16 protein-coding genes are annotated in these 14,423 nt (G+C 47.2%); 7 read left to right on the top strand and 9 right to left on the bottom strand.

The annotated features are described in order from the left end of the window. Positions 1-194: 194 nt before the first annotated feature. Genes COV52_00635 through COV52_00625 form a run of 3 tightly spaced genes read right to left on the bottom strand, consistent with a single transcriptional unit; the run spans position 195 to position 3,366 of the window. The gene (locus tag COV52_00635) at positions 195-1,442 is read right to left on the bottom strand and encodes an N-acetylmuramoyl-L-alanine amidase (protein PIR12051.1); all 1,248 of its coding nucleotides are present in this window, start codon (positions 1,440-1,442) and stop codon (positions 195-197) included. Then, the gene (locus tag COV52_00630) at positions 1,439-1,891 is read right to left on the bottom strand and encodes a tRNA (adenosine(37)-N6)-threonylcarbamoyltransferase complex ATPase subunit type 1 TsaE (GenBank protein ID PIR12050.1); all 453 of its coding nucleotides are present in this window, start codon (positions 1,889-1,891) and stop codon (positions 1,439-1,441) included. Before COV52_00630 ends, COV52_00635 begins: the two co-directional genes overlap by 4 nt. Further along, entirely contained in the window at positions 1,888-3,366 is a 1,479-nt protein-coding gene (locus COV52_00625; protein ID PIR12049.1) for a bifunctional ADP-dependent NAD(P)H-hydrate dehydratase/NAD(P)H-hydrate epimerase, read from the bottom strand. Before COV52_00625 ends, COV52_00630 begins: the two co-directional genes overlap by 4 nt. A 76-nt stretch (positions 3,367-3,442) precedes the next feature. Between COV52_00625 and COV52_00620 the strand changes: the two genes are divergently transcribed. Continuing rightward, positions 3,443-4,093 carry a site-2 protease family protein gene (locus tag COV52_00620; GenBank protein PIR12048.1) on the top strand — a complete coding sequence of 217 codons (651 nt, stop codon included), beginning with the start codon at positions 3,443-3,445 and terminating at the stop codon, positions 4,091-4,093. Here the strand turns inward: COV52_00620 and xth are convergent. Beyond that, entirely contained in the window at positions 4,085-4,852 is a 768-nt protein-coding gene (gene xth, locus COV52_00615; GenBank protein ID PIR12047.1) for an exodeoxyribonuclease III, read from the bottom strand. The genes COV52_00620 and xth overlap by 9 nt on opposite strands. Before the next feature lie 184 nt (positions 4,853-5,036). On the opposite strand from xth, the gene COV52_00610 reads away from it, so the two are divergent. The 3 genes from COV52_00610 to COV52_00600 are packed head-to-tail and all read left to right on the top strand — an operon-like array spanning position 5,037 to position 7,914. Next, positions 5,037-6,605: a hypothetical protein gene (locus COV52_00610; protein ID PIR12046.1), complete on the top strand. Its 1,569-nt coding sequence runs from the start codon at positions 5,037-5,039 to the stop codon at positions 6,603-6,605. After that, on the top strand, positions 6,605-7,645 hold the full coding sequence (locus COV52_00605) for an A/G-specific adenine glycosylase (protein ID PIR12091.1): 1,041 nt from the start codon (positions 6,605-6,607) through the stop codon (positions 7,643-7,645). Before COV52_00610 ends, COV52_00605 begins: the two co-directional genes overlap by 1 nt. Further along, on the top strand, positions 7,642-7,914 hold the full coding sequence (locus COV52_00600; protein PIR12045.1) for an oxidative damage protection protein: 273 nt from the start codon (positions 7,642-7,644) through the stop codon (positions 7,912-7,914). Before COV52_00605 ends, COV52_00600 begins: the two co-directional genes overlap by 4 nt. 57 nt (positions 7,915-7,971) lie before the next feature. Here COV52_00600 and dksA read toward each other — a convergent pair whose 3' ends face one another. Continuing rightward, a complete protein-coding gene (gene dksA, locus COV52_00595) occupies positions 7,972-8,349 on the bottom strand; it encodes an RNA polymerase-binding protein DksA (GenBank protein PIR12044.1) in 378 nt (125 codons plus the stop codon). A gap of 25 nt (positions 8,350-8,374) precedes the next feature. Here dksA and COV52_00590 point away from each other — a divergent pair, with 25 nt between their 5' ends. Further along, entirely contained in the window at positions 8,375-8,890 is a 516-nt protein-coding gene (locus COV52_00590; protein ID PIR12043.1) for a hypothetical protein, read from the top strand. A gap of 52 nt (positions 8,891-8,942) precedes the next feature. Here COV52_00590 and COV52_00585 read toward each other — a convergent pair whose 3' ends face one another. From COV52_00585 to COV52_00575, 3 genes are all read right to left on the bottom strand, one after another. Continuing rightward, a complete protein-coding gene (locus tag COV52_00585; protein PIR12042.1) occupies positions 8,943-10,079 on the bottom strand; it encodes a lipid-A-disaccharide synthase in 1,137 nt (378 codons plus the stop codon). A 170-nt stretch (positions 10,080-10,249) separates the two neighbouring features. Further along, positions 10,250-10,414 (bottom strand): hypothetical protein, encoded by a 165-nt coding sequence (locus tag COV52_00580; GenBank protein PIR12041.1) that lies wholly within the window; start codon positions 10,412-10,414, stop codon positions 10,250-10,252. 72 nt (positions 10,415-10,486) lie between these two features. Continuing rightward, on the bottom strand, positions 10,487-10,645 hold the full coding sequence (locus tag COV52_00575) for a hypothetical protein (protein ID PIR12040.1): 159 nt from the start codon (positions 10,643-10,645) through the stop codon (positions 10,487-10,489). Between the two features lie 217 nt (positions 10,646-10,862). Between COV52_00575 and COV52_00570 the strand changes: the two genes are divergently transcribed. Beyond that, the gene (locus COV52_00570; GenBank protein ID PIR12039.1) at positions 10,863-11,114 is read left to right on the top strand and encodes a hypothetical protein; all 252 of its coding nucleotides are present in this window, start codon (positions 10,863-10,865) and stop codon (positions 11,112-11,114) included. A 144-nt stretch (positions 11,115-11,258) separates the two neighbouring features. Here the strand turns inward: COV52_00570 and COV52_00565 are convergent, their stop codons facing one another. After that, on the bottom strand, positions 11,259-12,677 hold the full coding sequence (locus COV52_00565) for a hypothetical protein (GenBank protein ID PIR12038.1): 1,419 nt from the start codon (positions 12,675-12,677) through the stop codon (positions 11,259-11,261). Between the two features lie 322 nt (positions 12,678-12,999). Between COV52_00565 and COV52_00560 the strand changes: the two genes are divergently transcribed. Then, positions 13,000-14,253 carry an ISL3 family transposase gene (locus COV52_00560; GenBank protein ID PIR12037.1) on the top strand — a complete coding sequence of 418 codons (1,254 nt, stop codon included), beginning with the start codon at positions 13,000-13,002 and terminating at the stop codon, positions 14,251-14,253. Positions 14,254-14,423: the final 170 nt, after the last annotated feature.

Below are 14,423 nucleotides of genomic sequence, written 5' to 3'. Positions count from 1 at the left end.
GAAAAAAATCGAAGCACATATTGAACATATGTAATGAGATTTTTGCAATTTTTGGCCGATTTCGCTTGGTTTGCAGTCGGGAATACCCATTGTAAACAAGCCCTAACCTGGAGATTGCTTCGTCACTTCGCTCCTCGCAAAGACAGTTGCTACAGGCTTCTTCTGTGCTTGCGAGCTTGCTGCTCGAGCGTCACCTAAGCACGTGGGATAGTTAACGATTGTCCAGTTTTCAATGCGGTATTAATCGATAAATGGTTGGCGCGGGCCAACGCTTTTTCTGTGACGTTGAAGTAGCCTGCCAATTTTTTCAAAGTGTCGCCTTTTTTGACGGTGTAGTGTAATCGACCGGCTTGTTGCTCGGCGATGATCGAGTGCCTAGGTGGATGCTGGTACAAGTATTCTCGTATGCCTTTGGCCATCGCTTGTGCCATGGCGTGTTGATATTTTGGGTTATTGAGCTCAGCTTCTTCGTGAACGTTCGAGATAAAGCCAGTTTCGACGAGCAGGGATGGAATATCCGGTGACTTTAAGACCATGAAAGGCGCTTGTTCTACTTTACCGCTATGCATGGGCGTGATTTTTGCCAAGCTGTCATTCACGTCTTGGCCGAACTCTAAACTGTGTGCAATCGTAATCGACTGCGAAAGGTCTAAGAGCACTGAGCGAACTTCTTTGCTTTGGCCAGCAAATTCTGCGCCACCGAGCACCGCGTTATTTTCGCTGTGCGCTAGCCAACGCGCGGCTTCACTGGTCGCGCCATGTTCTGATAAAGCAAACACTGTCGCGCCGCGTGCATTTTTATTGGGAAAAGAGTCAGCGTGGATCGCAATAAAGGCATCGGCTTTGTCTTTGCGAGCGATCTGAAGACGTCCACGCAGTGTGACAAAATAATCGCCATGGCGAGTCATGTCGACTTTGATGCCCGACATTTTTTCAAGATCAGCGCGCAAATCTTTACCCATCGCAAGCACCACATTTTTTTCGTGTATACCTTTAGGGCCCGTTGCTCCCGGGTCTTTGCCACCATGGCCTGGGTCGATCACGATCACGGCCGGCACGGGCTTTTTGGGTTTTTGTGTAGATTGCGTGTGAATGGTCAGTTTAAGGTGGTGTGGTTCGGTCGTTTTGCTATAAGTGAAAGTTCCAGGCAGACTAAAGACCAGACGGGTTTTGTTGCTGTACACGTGGTAATGAAAGCTTTTCACAATGCCGTCGGGTTGGGCGCGAAAATGATTGGCCAAGCGCGTGTTGGGGAAATCTAATACCAAGCGATCCGGGTGTCGTAGCACTAGGGTGCTGTAATGCGGTACGGTTTTTTGTGTGAAATAAATGCCGGCGAGGTTTTGGTAGAATTTAATTTGTGTGATCACATCGGCTGATGAGGCTACGCTGAATGTAGCGACAAGGCTGGTAAAACAAAATGTTTTGAGCCCTTTGATCATAGTTGATTCAGTACCTTAATGCCTTTGTCGCTGCGCGCTTCTAATCGCATGCGGCGAGATTGATCCGTTTCGATCTCTATATAAACATCTAAGTCTGGGCTTGGCAAGCCGTCTTGGGCCTGACTAGGCCATTCGACTAAGCGCACGCTAGGTGTTGAAAAAATATCGTCAACATCCAGGGCATACAGTTCATCCGGCGAGCTTAAGCGATAAAGATCGAAGTGATAAAACAGTCTGCCGCCGATGTTATAAGGCTCAACCAGCGTATACGTTGGGCTTTTGACTTTGGTGTCAGGACTTGCGGCCTGTATCAGGTAGCGTGAAAACGTGGTTTTACCCGCACCTAAATCGCCGTGCAAATACAGCGTAAAATCCTTAGGCAGTAGCGCAAACAGCGTTCGGCAAAACCCCTGCAAAGCAAGTTCATCATTAATTTTCATGAGTCTCATCGACGGTTGACCTTGTGTTGTAGTGTGGTTAGTAAGTCACTGGCTAAAAGCCCGCGCTCGCCGTGTTGTTTGGCAAGCTCATCACCGGTTTCGGCGTGTAGGCACACGGCTAAATTGGCGGCGTCACTTAAAGATAAGCCCTGGCCGATGAAGCTTGCAATGATGCCGGCCAATACATCGCCCATACCGGCTGAAGCCATGCCAGGGTTGCCGGCTGTGCAAACGGTTTGTTGTTCGCCGTCGGCAATAATCGTGCCGCTGCCTTTAAGTACGCATACGCCGCCGTAGCGGTTTTGCAGTTGTGTGGCGATTTTCCAGCGTTGGCTTTGTACGTTTTGAGTGGTTTCGCCACATAAGCTTGCGGCTTCACCTGGGTGGGGTGTGAGTACCCAGTTATCAGTGCGTTCGGATGATTGCGATAGAAAGCGCAAGCCATCGGCATCAACCACCTTGGGTTTATCTTTGCATTTTTGAATGGATCGCCAAAGGCTTTTGCTCCAATCGCTTTGACCTAAGCCTGGGCCAATCAACAGCACGCTGGCTTTTTCTAACAACGGCTTGAGATCTTTGGCTTTTTCAATGCCGTGCGCCATGATTTCGGGTTGCGTGAGGTTAATGAGGGCTGCGTGTGAGGGGTGTGTGGCGACACTCACCAGGCCTGCGCCTGTGCGCAACGCGGCTTTGGCCGCTAAGGTCACCGCACCATTCATGCCGCGGTCACCACCAATAATCAATACATGGCCTTGTGCGTGTTTGTGCGTATAGTGTTTGCGCGGTTTTAAATGGTCTACAAAATCCAAGCTTCGAACCGCATGAATGGGCGGGGTGATGTGGCTGAATAAGGCTTTGTCGATATTCAATTGCTCGACATGGATATCACCACAGTACTCGCTGGCTTGTGCGGTGAGCAGGCCAGACTTTAATGCAATAAATGTAATCGTGGTGTCAGCTTTGATCGCGATGGGTTCGGCAATGCCGCGATCGGCGCATAAGCCCGAAGGAATATCGATCGCCAGCACGGGAGTGATGCTTTCGTTGATGCTTTCAAATAATCCCTGGAGCGAGCTATCGACGTCGCTTTTAAAGCCAATGCCAAATAAGGCATCAACGATCAGGTCATAATGGTTCGGTTTGAGTTGTTTAATCGGTTTAACGGCTGGTGAAAAGGCTTTCAATTCTTGCCAAGCATCCAGCGCTTCGTTTTTTAAGCTGTTCAAATCGCCTAAGGTGTAAAGGGTGCACTGTAAGCCTTTTTCGAGAGCGAGTCGTGCAAGCACCAAGCCATCACCACCATTATTGCCGCCACCGACAAGCACAGCGATCGATTTTGAGTGTGGCCAGTGAAGGGCTAGCTGCTCAAAGGCTGCGGCTCCCGCGCGCGCCATGAGGCTTTTGCCGCTGACCCCAGATTTGATGGCGTATTTCTCGATCAGGCGAATTTGTGCGCTGGTGTAGACGGGTGTCATGGCGATCATTCCAATGAAATTAGAGTGTTGATTTGTAGCCTAAGCAGTATTTTCGGTCAAGTCCAATTTGTGATAGGATCGCGCGATGGAAATGACATTAATACAGAAAATTTGTGTATGGGCGGTGCCGGTTTTATTTGCGATCACCGTGCATGAAGTGGCCCATGGTTTTGTGGCTTTACGTTTTGGTGACAAAACGGCAAAAATGCTCGGTCGCTTAACGTTGAATCCGGTCAAGCACATTGATTTGCTGGGTACGATTATTCTGCCGGTCTTGTGCATCGTTATCGGCGGTGTGGTGTTTGGTTGGGCCAAGCCTGTGCCGGTGAATCCGAACAATTTGCCTTCGCGCCGTTATATGGCCTGGGTGTCGTTGGCAGGCCCTGTGGCAAACTTGCTCATGGCTTTTCTCTGGGCTTTGGTCATGAAGCTCGGGTTTTGGTTTGGGCATGAAGGTTCCAGTGCCGCGCTTGCTTTAATCTACATGGGGCAGGCGGGTATTGTGATTAACCTTTGGCTGGGCATTTTAAATTTATTGCCCATCCCACCGCTGGACGGTGGGCGTTTTATCTCAGCCATTTTACCGGGTAAGCAGTCAGCGGCGTTTGATCGCCTTGAGCCTTACGGCTTTTTCATCCTGATTATTCTCTTGGCTGTCGGTGCGTTGCAAATGATTATAGGCCCGATCTTTTTAGTGTTCGAAAGCCTGATTGTCCATTTGTTTGGTTTAGTCTAGCGCGTAGTCGATGATCAGCGGCGCATGATCTGAAAAGCGCTCGTCTTTGTAAATATCACAGCCGATGATTTTATCGCGCAGGCCCGGTGTGGTGATATGGTAATCAATCCGCCACCCGACATTGTTTTCCCAAGCGCGGCCTCGGTTCGACCACCAGGTGTATTGATGTTCTTCTTGATTCAATACGCGAAAAGCATCCACCCAGCCCATCTCGCCAAACAGCTTATCCATCCAGGCGCGCTCTTCGGGTAAAAAGCCAGAGTTTTTTTGATTGCCGCGCCAGTTTTTGATGTCTTTTTTGGTGTGGGCGATGTTCCAGTCGCCGCAGAGAATAAACTCTTGGCGTTTGCGCTTAAACGCTTTCATGATGTCTTCAAGCCGATCCATGAATTCATATTTCAAGACTTGGCGGTCATCATTGTGGGAACCCGAGGGTAAGTACAAAGAGCCCACGCTTAAGCCTTCGTAATCGCACTGTATATAGCGGCCTTCGCTGTCGCAGAGATCAAAACCAAGACCCGTGATAATCTTTTTAGGCTCACGTTTGCTTAAAATCGCAGTGCCACTGTAACCCGGTCGCTGAGCTGGGAAATAATGGCAGTGGTAGTCTTTGGGGTAGAATGTTTCGTTGAGTTGGTGCTCTTGCGCTTTGATTTCTTGAAGGCAGACGATATCGGGTGAGTGAGCGGCTAACCACTCAAAAAAGCCTTTGCGTTGGCCGGCGCGTATGCCGTTGATGTTAAGGGCGACGATTTTCATGGGGGTATCCTAGCGTTTGGCGGGCGAGAGGTAAAGAGCCGTAAGTTTTTAGGCGGTGCTCAGGCATTTTTAATGGTTTTTTTGCTCACCCTATTTTTCTGCATGACCGCTGGTTTGTAATTTTCGTGACAGACTGGCGGCTCTGCCGATATAATGGCCCACATTCATCCAAAAGGAGTGGGTTATGAGTCGTGCGGGTAAAATCACCAGTATTGTTATCGCGGTGATCATTGTTGTTCTCTTGGTTTTGTGGGGCGTGTTGTACGCCGTGGCCAGCCATATGGATTGGCGTAAGCTGTTGGAAAAGCAGGTTAAGGAGCACACAGGTCGAACGTTAGTCATCAAGGGCTCGCTTGATTGGCATATTTTTCCGCATATCAGTGTTGAAGCGCATGATGTCAGCCTGTCTAACCCGCCGAGCATGGGGCAGGGTAATTTAGCCACGATTAAAACTTTGGATGTCAGCTTGGCGACTTTGCCTTTGATCTTCAAACATGTGGATATGCAAAAATTCACGTTATCGGGTGCGGATATTCAGCTACTTAAAAATGCCAAGGGTCAGGCGAATTGGGCCTTCGGCGCACCGGCAGCAAAAACCGAGTCGGTTCAGGCGGCCGAGCCACAGGCGGGCAGTACTGGCAGCTTTAATCTGCCGAAAGTGAGTTTGCCAAACTTAAGCATTCAAAACTCAACTTTGCATTATGTGGATAAAACCGCGGGGCAAAACATTGCGGTCACTGATTTCAATTTAAATGTGAAAAACCTTCAGCAGGGTGATCGTTTTCCTTTGACGACGTCATTTAATATCAATGCTAACAAGCCTGCGATGAAAGGCAAAGTCAGCTTGGATGCGAAAGTGTTGTGGGAAGGTGATCGTTTTGATTTGTCGCCTGTGACATTGAAAACAGCGCTGCGGGGTTCTGGCTTGCCAGGCTCTCGTTTGAACTTAAACTTTAAAGGGCATCTGACGGCAACACCGAAAAGCTTCGCTTTAAAAGGCGGTAGCTTGAATTACAACGGCATGCAGGTCGACGATATCACGATCAAAGCCGTGAAAGATAATGGTCAGCTGACGATTTCGCCGATCAGCCTGAAAATGTACCAAGGCCAGGTATTGGGCCAAGCCAGCACCAAGCTTGCGAATCAGTTCACGCAGTTTAATTTGACGTTTAAACAAATTAACATTGGCCCCTTGATTGCTGCGGTGTCTAAGGTCGATAAAATCACGGGTACCGCCAACGGTAATGTGAGCGCGAGCCTTATGGGCGGCAATATGGCTACCTTAAATGGTAAAGGCCGTTTTGAAGTGGTTAACGGCCAGTACCAAGGTGGTGACTTGCTGTTTATCTACCGCACAGCGATGAATGTGATCAAGCCGCACAGTGTGGGTACGCGTGAAAATACGGGCGTGACAAAGTTCGGTGATATGCGTTTGAGCTTTGTTGCGAAAAACGGTGTGGTAAGCACGAATGACTTAACCGTTAGTTCTGCTGTGCTGGGCTTGACCGGTAAAGGTTCTGCAAACTTAGCGCGCCAAACAATCAATATGCGCTTAAAGGCGCAAGGTATGCAAGGCAGCACATCTAATCCAACGCCAGTCGGTCCTGAGATTCCTTTGTTGGTCACAGGTTCTTTGTCCTCGCCAAGCATTAGCCCGGACTTGGGCAGCTTGTTGCAAAATACGCTTAAGGGCAATTTGGACTCTATTGGCAAGCAAATTAAAGGCATAAACATAGGCGGTTTGTTCAAGTGATCCCTCAGGCCTTTGCTGACAAAGTATTGGCCTGGTTCGATATCCACGGGCGAAAACATTTGCCCTGGCAGCAATCGGTGACACCGTATCGGGTGTGGTTGTCGGAGATTATGCTCCAGCAAACGCAAGTCGATACGGTGATTCCTTACTTCAATCGTTTTATTGAACGTTTTCCAAAAGTAGAAGACTTGGCTCATGCGAAAGTGGATGAGGTTTTGCACCTTTGGACAGGCTTGGGCTATTACGCTCGTGCGCGTAATTTGCACAAAGCGGCTTTGCGTGTGTGTGATGTTTATAGCGGACAATTTCCGGATACCGTCGAAGCGCTGGAAACTTTGCCGGGTGTTGGGCGTTCAACGGCCGGCGCCATTTTAAGCTTGGGCATGCAGCAATCCGCACCCATTCTAGATGGTAATGTTAAGCGTGTGCTTGCCCGTTGTTTCGCGGTTGAGGGTTGGCCAGGACAGACGCCTGTGGCTAAGCAACTTTGGCAATTGGCTGAGCAACACACGCCACTTGAGCGTTGTCATCATTACAACCAAGCGATGATGGATTTGGGTGCCATGGTCTGCACGCGCAGCAAGCCAGCCTGTCATTTGTGCCCCTTAAGTGAGTTTTGTCAGGCTAAGGCGCTGGAAGCTATCGATCATTACCCTGGTAAAAAACCGAAAAAGGCGCTGCCTAAGCGTGAGGCCTATTTTTTGATTATCCAAAATCAAGCGGGTGAGCTTTTATTGGAAAAGCGCCCATCACCCGGTATCTGGGGTGGGCTTTGGTGTTTTCCCAGTTGTGAAACATTAGATGAGCTTGATGAGCGTTTAGAGGGTTACCCGGTGACTGTGCGCACAAAGCGCGAGCTTGCACCGCTGCAGCATGTATTTAGTCATTATGCCTTGTTACTTCGGCCTTGCTTGATCAAGGTGGAGGAGGGGTTATCAGTTATGTCGGCTGATCATCTGGTTTGGTATAATGGCGAGCAAAAGCTTGGGCTGCCAAAGCCCATTAAACAGTTGATAGAAGAAGTATTGGAGACCGTATGAGTACCGTGTTTTGTCAAAAATTACAAAAAGAAGCGCCGGGTTTGGATTTTCCACCCTATCCTGGTGAGTTGGGGCAGCGTATTGTGGAGAGTATCTCTGCAGAAGCCTGGCAACTTTGGCTCGATCGCCAGACGATGCTGATCAATGAGTACCGTTTGAATATGTTAGAATCCAATGCGCGTGATTATTTAAAGCAGCAAATGGAAGCCTTTTTGTTTGGTGATGGTGGTGATGCGCCTGAAGGTTATGTGCCGGTGGATAAGGCGTAGCTGAGCGGGTTGTCAATCCCCGCGTTTGTGCGGGGATGACGGATGGTTTATCGTAATTTAGTCGAAGTACAATTTTTCTTTTTCTTCCTGAAATGATTTCGCATCAATCGACAAGGTTGCAGTAGGGCGAAGTAATAAACGGCGTATGCCGATTTCTTCACCGGTTTCTTCGCAATAGCCGTAGCTGCCGTCTTCAATGCGACGTAACGCTAGTAAAATCTTAGGAATTAACTTGGTTTCGCGATCCACAATGCGAAGCTTCATGCTACGCGCTTCTTCTTGTGAGGCGATATCGTTTGCATCAGCGTTGCGCTCTTCTTCCATTAGCTCGCGGCGTACTTCTTCAATGTGTGTTTCAGTGGTGGCTTTGAGGTTGATTAACATGCGCTTGAAGAAATCCAATTGGGCGGTGTTCATGTAATCATCGGGGTGCATATTCAGTAATTCGTCTTCAGTATTGATGAAGTCTAATGATAAGTATTTCTTGCGCGCAGGTTTTTTTGTTGCTTTTTTTGGCGTTGCTTTCACAGCGGTTTTCCTTGTTGTTGGCGTGACTTTTTTAACGGTCGCCGCTTTTTTCTTGGCGGCGGTTTTTTTCACGGCTGTCTTTTTGGCCGTGGTTTTTTTCGGCGCAGCCGTTTTTTTGGCCGTTGCTTTTTTAATCGCGGGTTTTTTTGCAGCCACTTTTTTCTTTGCTACCGGTTTTTTGGCGGCTGGCTTTTTGGCTGCAGGTTTTTTCTTGTCGACGACTTTTTTGGCGGGCGCCTTTTTGACGGTTGCTTTTTTCTTGGTCGCTGGCTTCTTAGCTACTGTCTTTTTAGCGGGTGCTTTTTTAGCCGCTGTTTTTTTGGCGGCGGGCTTTTTGGCTACCGTTTTCTTTTTAGCGGGTGTTTTTTTAGCCGTGACTTTTTTCTTCACGGTTGTTTTTTTAGCTGGGGTTTTCTTCTTAACTGCCATAATTTGCCTCCTGCGTTAAGATGATAGGTAATTGGCAATCATATCCCGACTTTTGGGGTATCACAAGAGATTTAATGGTCGACTAGGCTGAGCGCAACTTCAGCAGGTGTGTGTGTTTCGCTTTTTGATTTTAGCTGTAAAGCCACGGCTTCTAAGCCTGCCTTTTGGGTATGGTGGAAGCTTTCATTGCTTAATAATTTATCGATGTAAGCGGCGATTTTTTCGGGCGTCATGTCAAATTGGATGAACTCGGGTGCCACTTCGCGCTGCGTGATGATGTTGCATAAACCAATGTGAGAGATTTTGACCACTAAGCGTGCGATGAGGTAGGTGATGAGGTTAACCTTATAAATAATAGCCATGGGTACGCCCATGAGCGCTACTTCGAGTGTCGCCGTGCCGGATGCGGTGATAGCTGCGTCACTCACCGCAAGGGCGTTATAGGTTTCACCTTTTACAATTTTGGCGTGCTTTTGAAGCTCGGCGGGTAAGGTTTTTGCGTCGATGGTCGGTGCTAATGGAATGACGCACTGAAGGCTAGGGTGTTTTTTACGAAGTAAGCTTAGTGTTGCGGCCATGCAAGGCGCAAGCCGCTCTATTTCGCCACGTCGACTGCCTGGTAGCAGCGCGATAACTTTCTGGCCAGGTTTGAGCCCAAAGCGAGTGCGTAGTGACTCGGGGCTTTCACTGGCCTGTACCTTGTGGGTGAGCGGATGACCCACGAAGCTTGCAGGCACACCGGCTGATTCATACAGCTCTTTTTCAAAAGCAAACAGTACGGCCATGTGATCCACGTAGCGTTTAATGTGGTGAATGCGGCCCTTTTTCCAGGCCCAAATTTGAGGGCTGACATAGTACATGACTCGGATGCCGGCTTCTTTCGCGACTTTGGCCATGCGTAAGTTAAAGCCTGGGTAATCGATAAACACCACAAGGTCGGGCTTTTGTTCGAGTAGGTACGTTTTAACCGTGTTATAGGCTTTTTTGATCGCTGAAAAGTGAGTGATGACTTCAATTAAGCCAACCACGGCAATATCATCATAGGGGAAAACCACATCAACACCTTCGGCTTTCATTTTGTCGCCGCCCATGCCGGCGAGTTTAATATCAGGCTGGTGTTGCTTTAAGTCGGCGGCAAGCAGGCTGCCTAGGGTATCGCCCGAGGCTTCGCCGGCGCAAATAAAGATATGTGGGGCTTTGTTTTTCATCTGGGCATCATACGAAAAGTAAAGCCTTCTGTGAAGGTTTGCCTATTTGCTCGTGCGCGATAGTTCTGAGAGGGTCACTGGGGAAGCCTCATGCTTCCCGGCTGCCTTGTTAATTGACTTTTTTGCCTTAAGGTCGTGACATGCTCACTATACGTCAGCGTGAAAGATTTTCAATATTTTATTTTCAAGCGTCGGTAAAACTTTTTTGTCGTCTTTTCCACTTGCCACTTGCCACTTAAGTGAACCAGCGTGATGTAATCTGTAAAATAAATTTCACCCACCGGTACGCGCGCCTTCACTATGGCGATATCATGGTGAATATCTATAGCAATAATTTTTTATCGTATTCTGCTCGAGGGCGTTGTTCAGCTTCTTGAATACGATCGCAAAATTGAATTAAATTCATTTCAATGCTTCTTAATAAACTCCGTGATTTTACAATCAGGATGAAAGGCTTTTTTAACGCGTGCAATATCAGCTTCGTGTGTGCCTAGGAAATAGTTTTTGATGCAGGCTTGAATATCGTGTATGGAATTATTCATGGTGATCCCCTGAAATGAATTCATCTGATCGCAAGCTTTTAAAAGCCTGAAATAAATGCTGAAGGGAGATAACTGTGTTTAAGCAAAAAATCAAAACAGCTTTTCAAGCCTTGAAGCGAATTTTTTTGTTCATCGCGCACCTGGCAGCGACTATATCATCGAAGAAATCGACATGCCTGCTCACCTCGTTTATTTGCGGTGTGTGGGGACAAGGATTGTGCTCAAATTTAAGATAGAGGCGATGATTGCTGACATGTCGGTGGTGAATCGCTTATCGTCAAAACAGGCTTGTGTGTTAGGGGGGTGTTACGGTCGATTGCTCAGAGCTTCGCTTGAAGGCAGAGAGGCTTTAAGTAAGGCTAAGAAGATGGGGTTTTTGCTGAGCAATAAATTGGGTCGTTATAAAATCGTCTTTCAAAATCGCAATGGTGATATCGGTTATTTCGATCAAAAAACTCGTCAAGAGTTTGTTGAGCACCCTTTATGTTTATGAAGGTTTAGTTGAAAACCAGATCGTTGATTTTGACGCACCGCTCACGCAAGAAGCGTTTAAAGCCTTTCGAGAGTTTTAGCGCAAGTATCTTTATGTGAGTAAGAGGGCAAGTCAGCGTGGCTTGCTCTCTGGCTTTAATCTCAATCATTGCTTTCTCTTAAAAGCGGTAGAAATCGGCATAAGTGCTAACAACAAACCCATCAGCCAAATAAACCAGTTGGGTTGATGACTAAACACGCTGTGACCATCCCCTAATGGTACATCGCGAATGAGTATACTGGGTGCTTTATCACTTGTATGAAGATCGCCGATAAGGTTACCGTCTGGCGCCATAGCCAGCAATAAGCCCCATTGTGCCACGCGCACTAAGCTGTAGTTGCCTTCGAGGGCTCGCATCATCGCCGGCCGGCTGTGTAGCCAGGCATCAATATTAAAGTCGAGTGCGGGCACAACCAGTAAATTGATGCCTTGCTGGCTGTATTGAATCGCAGGGCTCACAAAATCAGCATCTTTACAGATGATCACGCCGATTTTATAACCATGAATCGTAAAGATTAATAAATCTTTGCCGATTCGATAGCCCGATTCAGGGCCGGGTAGCATATGTTCTTTATCGTACGTGCCAAGCAGCTGACCTTTCGGGTTAAAGACCCAGGCGATATTACGTTTTTGCTTTTCGCTTAAATCATCAATGCCCACGACTAAGTAAGCTTTGGCACGATGTGCCATGCTTGAGAATTTCGATTGGACTAAAACTCGCGTGGCTCGTGTGACTTTAATGTTTTTTTCAGGCAATACCATAAGCGAGACACCTTTGCCTTTTAGTTGATTGATGCTATCAGCGTACTGTTTGGTGAGCGCTAAAGCGTTAGTCATATCTTTTCGCATTAGGTTTTGAACGCTTTCAGGTTCGGCAATCATTGCGACTTTCAGTGAGCCTACAGGCTTCCAGCTCGCTGTGCGGTAAAAGCCAAAGCACAGGCAAATAATAATGAGCACACTAGCGAAAGCCAGGCTTGCTTTGTAAGGGCGAATGGATGTTCGATAATGGATTGTGATGCTCAAGCCAGATGCAAACAGACTCAGCAGAAAGGTAACACCGTAGTAGCCGGTGATCGACGCGATTTGTATTGCTGGCAAAAAGCTCATTTGCGAATAGGAATAACTGCTCAGTGCACCAGCGCTTGAAAATGAGGCGCTGTATTCAAGCAGTACACTTAACACGGGAAATGCAAGAATAGATAAGCAGCGGGGGCTGTAGCGGATGAGCACTTTGTTTAAGCTAAACAGTAAACAAAGGCTTGCCGCCCCGCTGAGCCAACCCATGGTTTGAAGTTTGACGGGCAAGAAAGTGCTTAAGTAATAAAAGGTGCTTGCATTAGCAATGAGCCCCGCTAGAAAAGCAACAAGCAAGGTGCTTTTCAATGAAAACCGTAGACTGTACAAAAGCAACGGGATGGGCGCGAGCCAGGCCAGCCACCAGATGGCATAAAAGCCGGTTGTGAAAAAATACGCAAAACCGCTGAGTAAAATAGCGGCAATGGCATAGCTGAGTCGTTGCATGGTAAACCTCGTTAATGAAAATTAAATAAGCTGTTGGGTGGTGTGGCTAGAAAATAAGACTGTGGGAGGCTTTTTAAAACGCAAGAATGCATTACTTTTATGATATTGGCGGCTATGCTAACATTTGAATTGTTCGGTCACAAGTGTTTGTTTGGGCGCTTTTTGTTCGACGAGAACTTTCTTTCTTTCTTCCTTCCTTCCTTCCTTGGTTTTTTTATTCGCTGGCAGTGTATTGCTAGTGTCATTGTGAAGTGAGCATTATTAGCTAAGTGTGTTTAGAATCTGGGTTGCAACACTCATGTTCTAGCCACAGGAAGTAATAATGCTCATCAAAACAATACTCAATTCAATCGAAAAATTCCAGTCTTTTGTTTATGGGCGATCTGCTTTTGAAGTGGTAGCCAGTGTGAAATCGCTTGTTATTGAATTATCAGCCAGGAAAAGTACTCGAGGTCAGTGCGTGCAATGTGGACGACGCTGTCCAACGTATGACACCCAAGCGGTCCGGCTTTATCAATACGTGCCCCTGTGGAATATTCCTGTTTATTTTGCTTATGCACCACGCCGTGTTAGCTGTAAACTGCATGGCATTCATGTTGAGCCGCTTCCTTGGGCTGAAGGGAAAGAGCGTTTAACCAAAAGCTATCAGTTGTTCTTGGCTACGTGGGCTAAACGCTTATCCTGGCGTGATACGGCCAAGGTATTTAACGCGAGTTGGGACAGTGTATACCGCTCCATTCAATGGGTTGTGAATTATGGTTTAGCGCATCGTGCGTGGGATAACGTTAAGCAGATTGGCGTCGATGAGATTGCGGTCTTTAAAGGCCATCGGTATTTAACCTGCGTATATCAGCTTGATAAAGGTTGCCGCCGGTTATTGTGGTACGGTAAGGATCGCACAGCTAAAACGCTGCTACGTTTCTTTCGTGAATTTGGCAAAGTGCGCTGCGCTCAATTGCAATTTGTTTGCAGCGATATGTGGGCTGCGTATTTAAAAGTCATTAAGAAAAAATGTGTCAATGCCTTAAATGTCTTGGATCGTTTCCATATTGCAAAAAAGTTTAATGAAGCCGTGGATGAGGTGCGACGGGAAGAAGTCAGAAAATTCAAAGCTGACGGTGAAGACAATGTCCTAGCGCAGGGTCGTTGGCTCCTACTAAAAAAACCGACCAACCTCACACAAAAGCAAACCAGTAAGCTCAGTGAGTTATTAAAGGTAAATCTCATGTCCGTCAAAGCCTATTTGATGAAAGAAGACTTTCAACGGTTCTGGTCATACAAATCACCCGCTTGGGCAGACAAATTCTTAGAAGACTGGGCTACTCGAACGATGCAATCCAACCTAGTGCCCATGAAGAAAGTCGCCAAGATGTTACGATCACATAAAACGCTTATCTTAAACTGGTTCAAAGCGAAAGGAGAGCTCTCATCAGGCCCTGTCGAGGGCTTAAATAACAAGGCAAAACTCACTATCAGAAAAGCTTACGGCTTTAAAACACTCAATTGCCTGCAAATCGCCTTATATCATCAACTTGGCAAACTAAAAGAGCCTCCGTCTACCCACAGATTTTGCTGACGAGCCTTCAAAAAGAACCTGAAAAACAAGCCATTGGCATTGAGGGTCGATACGTTGGTAAGCCGTCAAAAATTATGGCGACGAAAAAGTGTCATACCAAAATAGTAATGTCCGCTTTTACCAAAATTAAAATGTCCGCTTTTGAGTAAACCGTTATCCTGTGAGTTGAC

The organism is Gammaproteobacteria bacterium CG11_big_fil_rev_8_21_14_0_20_46_22 (assembly GCA_002796245.1).
In the GTDB taxonomy this organism is placed as follows: domain Bacteria; phylum Pseudomonadota; class Gammaproteobacteria; order UBA12402; family UBA12402; genus 1-14-0-20-46-22.
This window is presented reverse-complemented; position numbering and strand designations above follow the sequence as displayed.

Bases quoted from the DNA above. Each gene is read 5' to 3' on its own strand.
- COV52_00570 (PIR12039.1), top strand. From the start codon at position 10,863: ATGATTGCTGACATGTCGGTGGTGAATCGCTTATCGTCAAAACAGGCT.
- COV52_00600 (PIR12045.1), top strand. From the start codon at position 7,642: ATGAGTACCGTGTTTTGTCAAAAATTACAAAAAGAAGCGCCGGGTTTG.
- COV52_00560 (PIR12037.1), top strand. From the start codon at position 13,000: ATGCTCATCAAAACAATACTCAATTCAATCGAAAAATTCCAGTCTTTT.
- COV52_00565 (PIR12038.1), bottom strand. From the start codon at position 12,677: ATGCAACGACTCAGCTATGCCATTGCCGCTATTTTACTCAGCGGTTTT.
- COV52_00610 (PIR12046.1), top strand. From the start codon at position 5,037: ATGAGTCGTGCGGGTAAAATCACCAGTATTGTTATCGCGGTGATCATT.
- xth (PIR12047.1), bottom strand. From the start codon at position 4,852: ATGAAAATCGTCGCCCTTAACATCAACGGCATACGCGCCGGCCAACGC.
- COV52_00630 (PIR12050.1), bottom strand. From the start codon at position 1,891: ATGAGACTCATGAAAATTAATGATGAACTTGCTTTGCAGGGGTTTTGC.
- COV52_00585 (PIR12042.1), bottom strand. From the start codon at position 10,079: ATGAAAAACAAAGCCCCACATATCTTTATTTGCGCCGGCGAAGCCTCG.
- COV52_00575 (PIR12040.1), bottom strand. From the start codon at position 10,645: ATGAATTCATTTCAGGGGATCACCATGAATAATTCCATACACGATATT.
- COV52_00590 (PIR12043.1), top strand. From the start codon at position 8,375: ATGAAGTCTAATGATAAGTATTTCTTGCGCGCAGGTTTTTTTGTTGCT.
- COV52_00620 (PIR12048.1), top strand. From the start codon at position 3,443: ATGGAAATGACATTAATACAGAAAATTTGTGTATGGGCGGTGCCGGTT.
- COV52_00635 (PIR12051.1), bottom strand. From the start codon at position 1,442: ATGATCAAAGGGCTCAAAACATTTTGTTTTACCAGCCTTGTCGCTACA.
- COV52_00625 (PIR12049.1), bottom strand. From the start codon at position 3,366: ATGATCGCCATGACACCCGTCTACACCAGCGCACAAATTCGCCTGATC.
- dksA (PIR12044.1), bottom strand. From the start codon at position 8,349: ATGCACCCCGATGATTACATGAACACCGCCCAATTGGATTTCTTCAAG.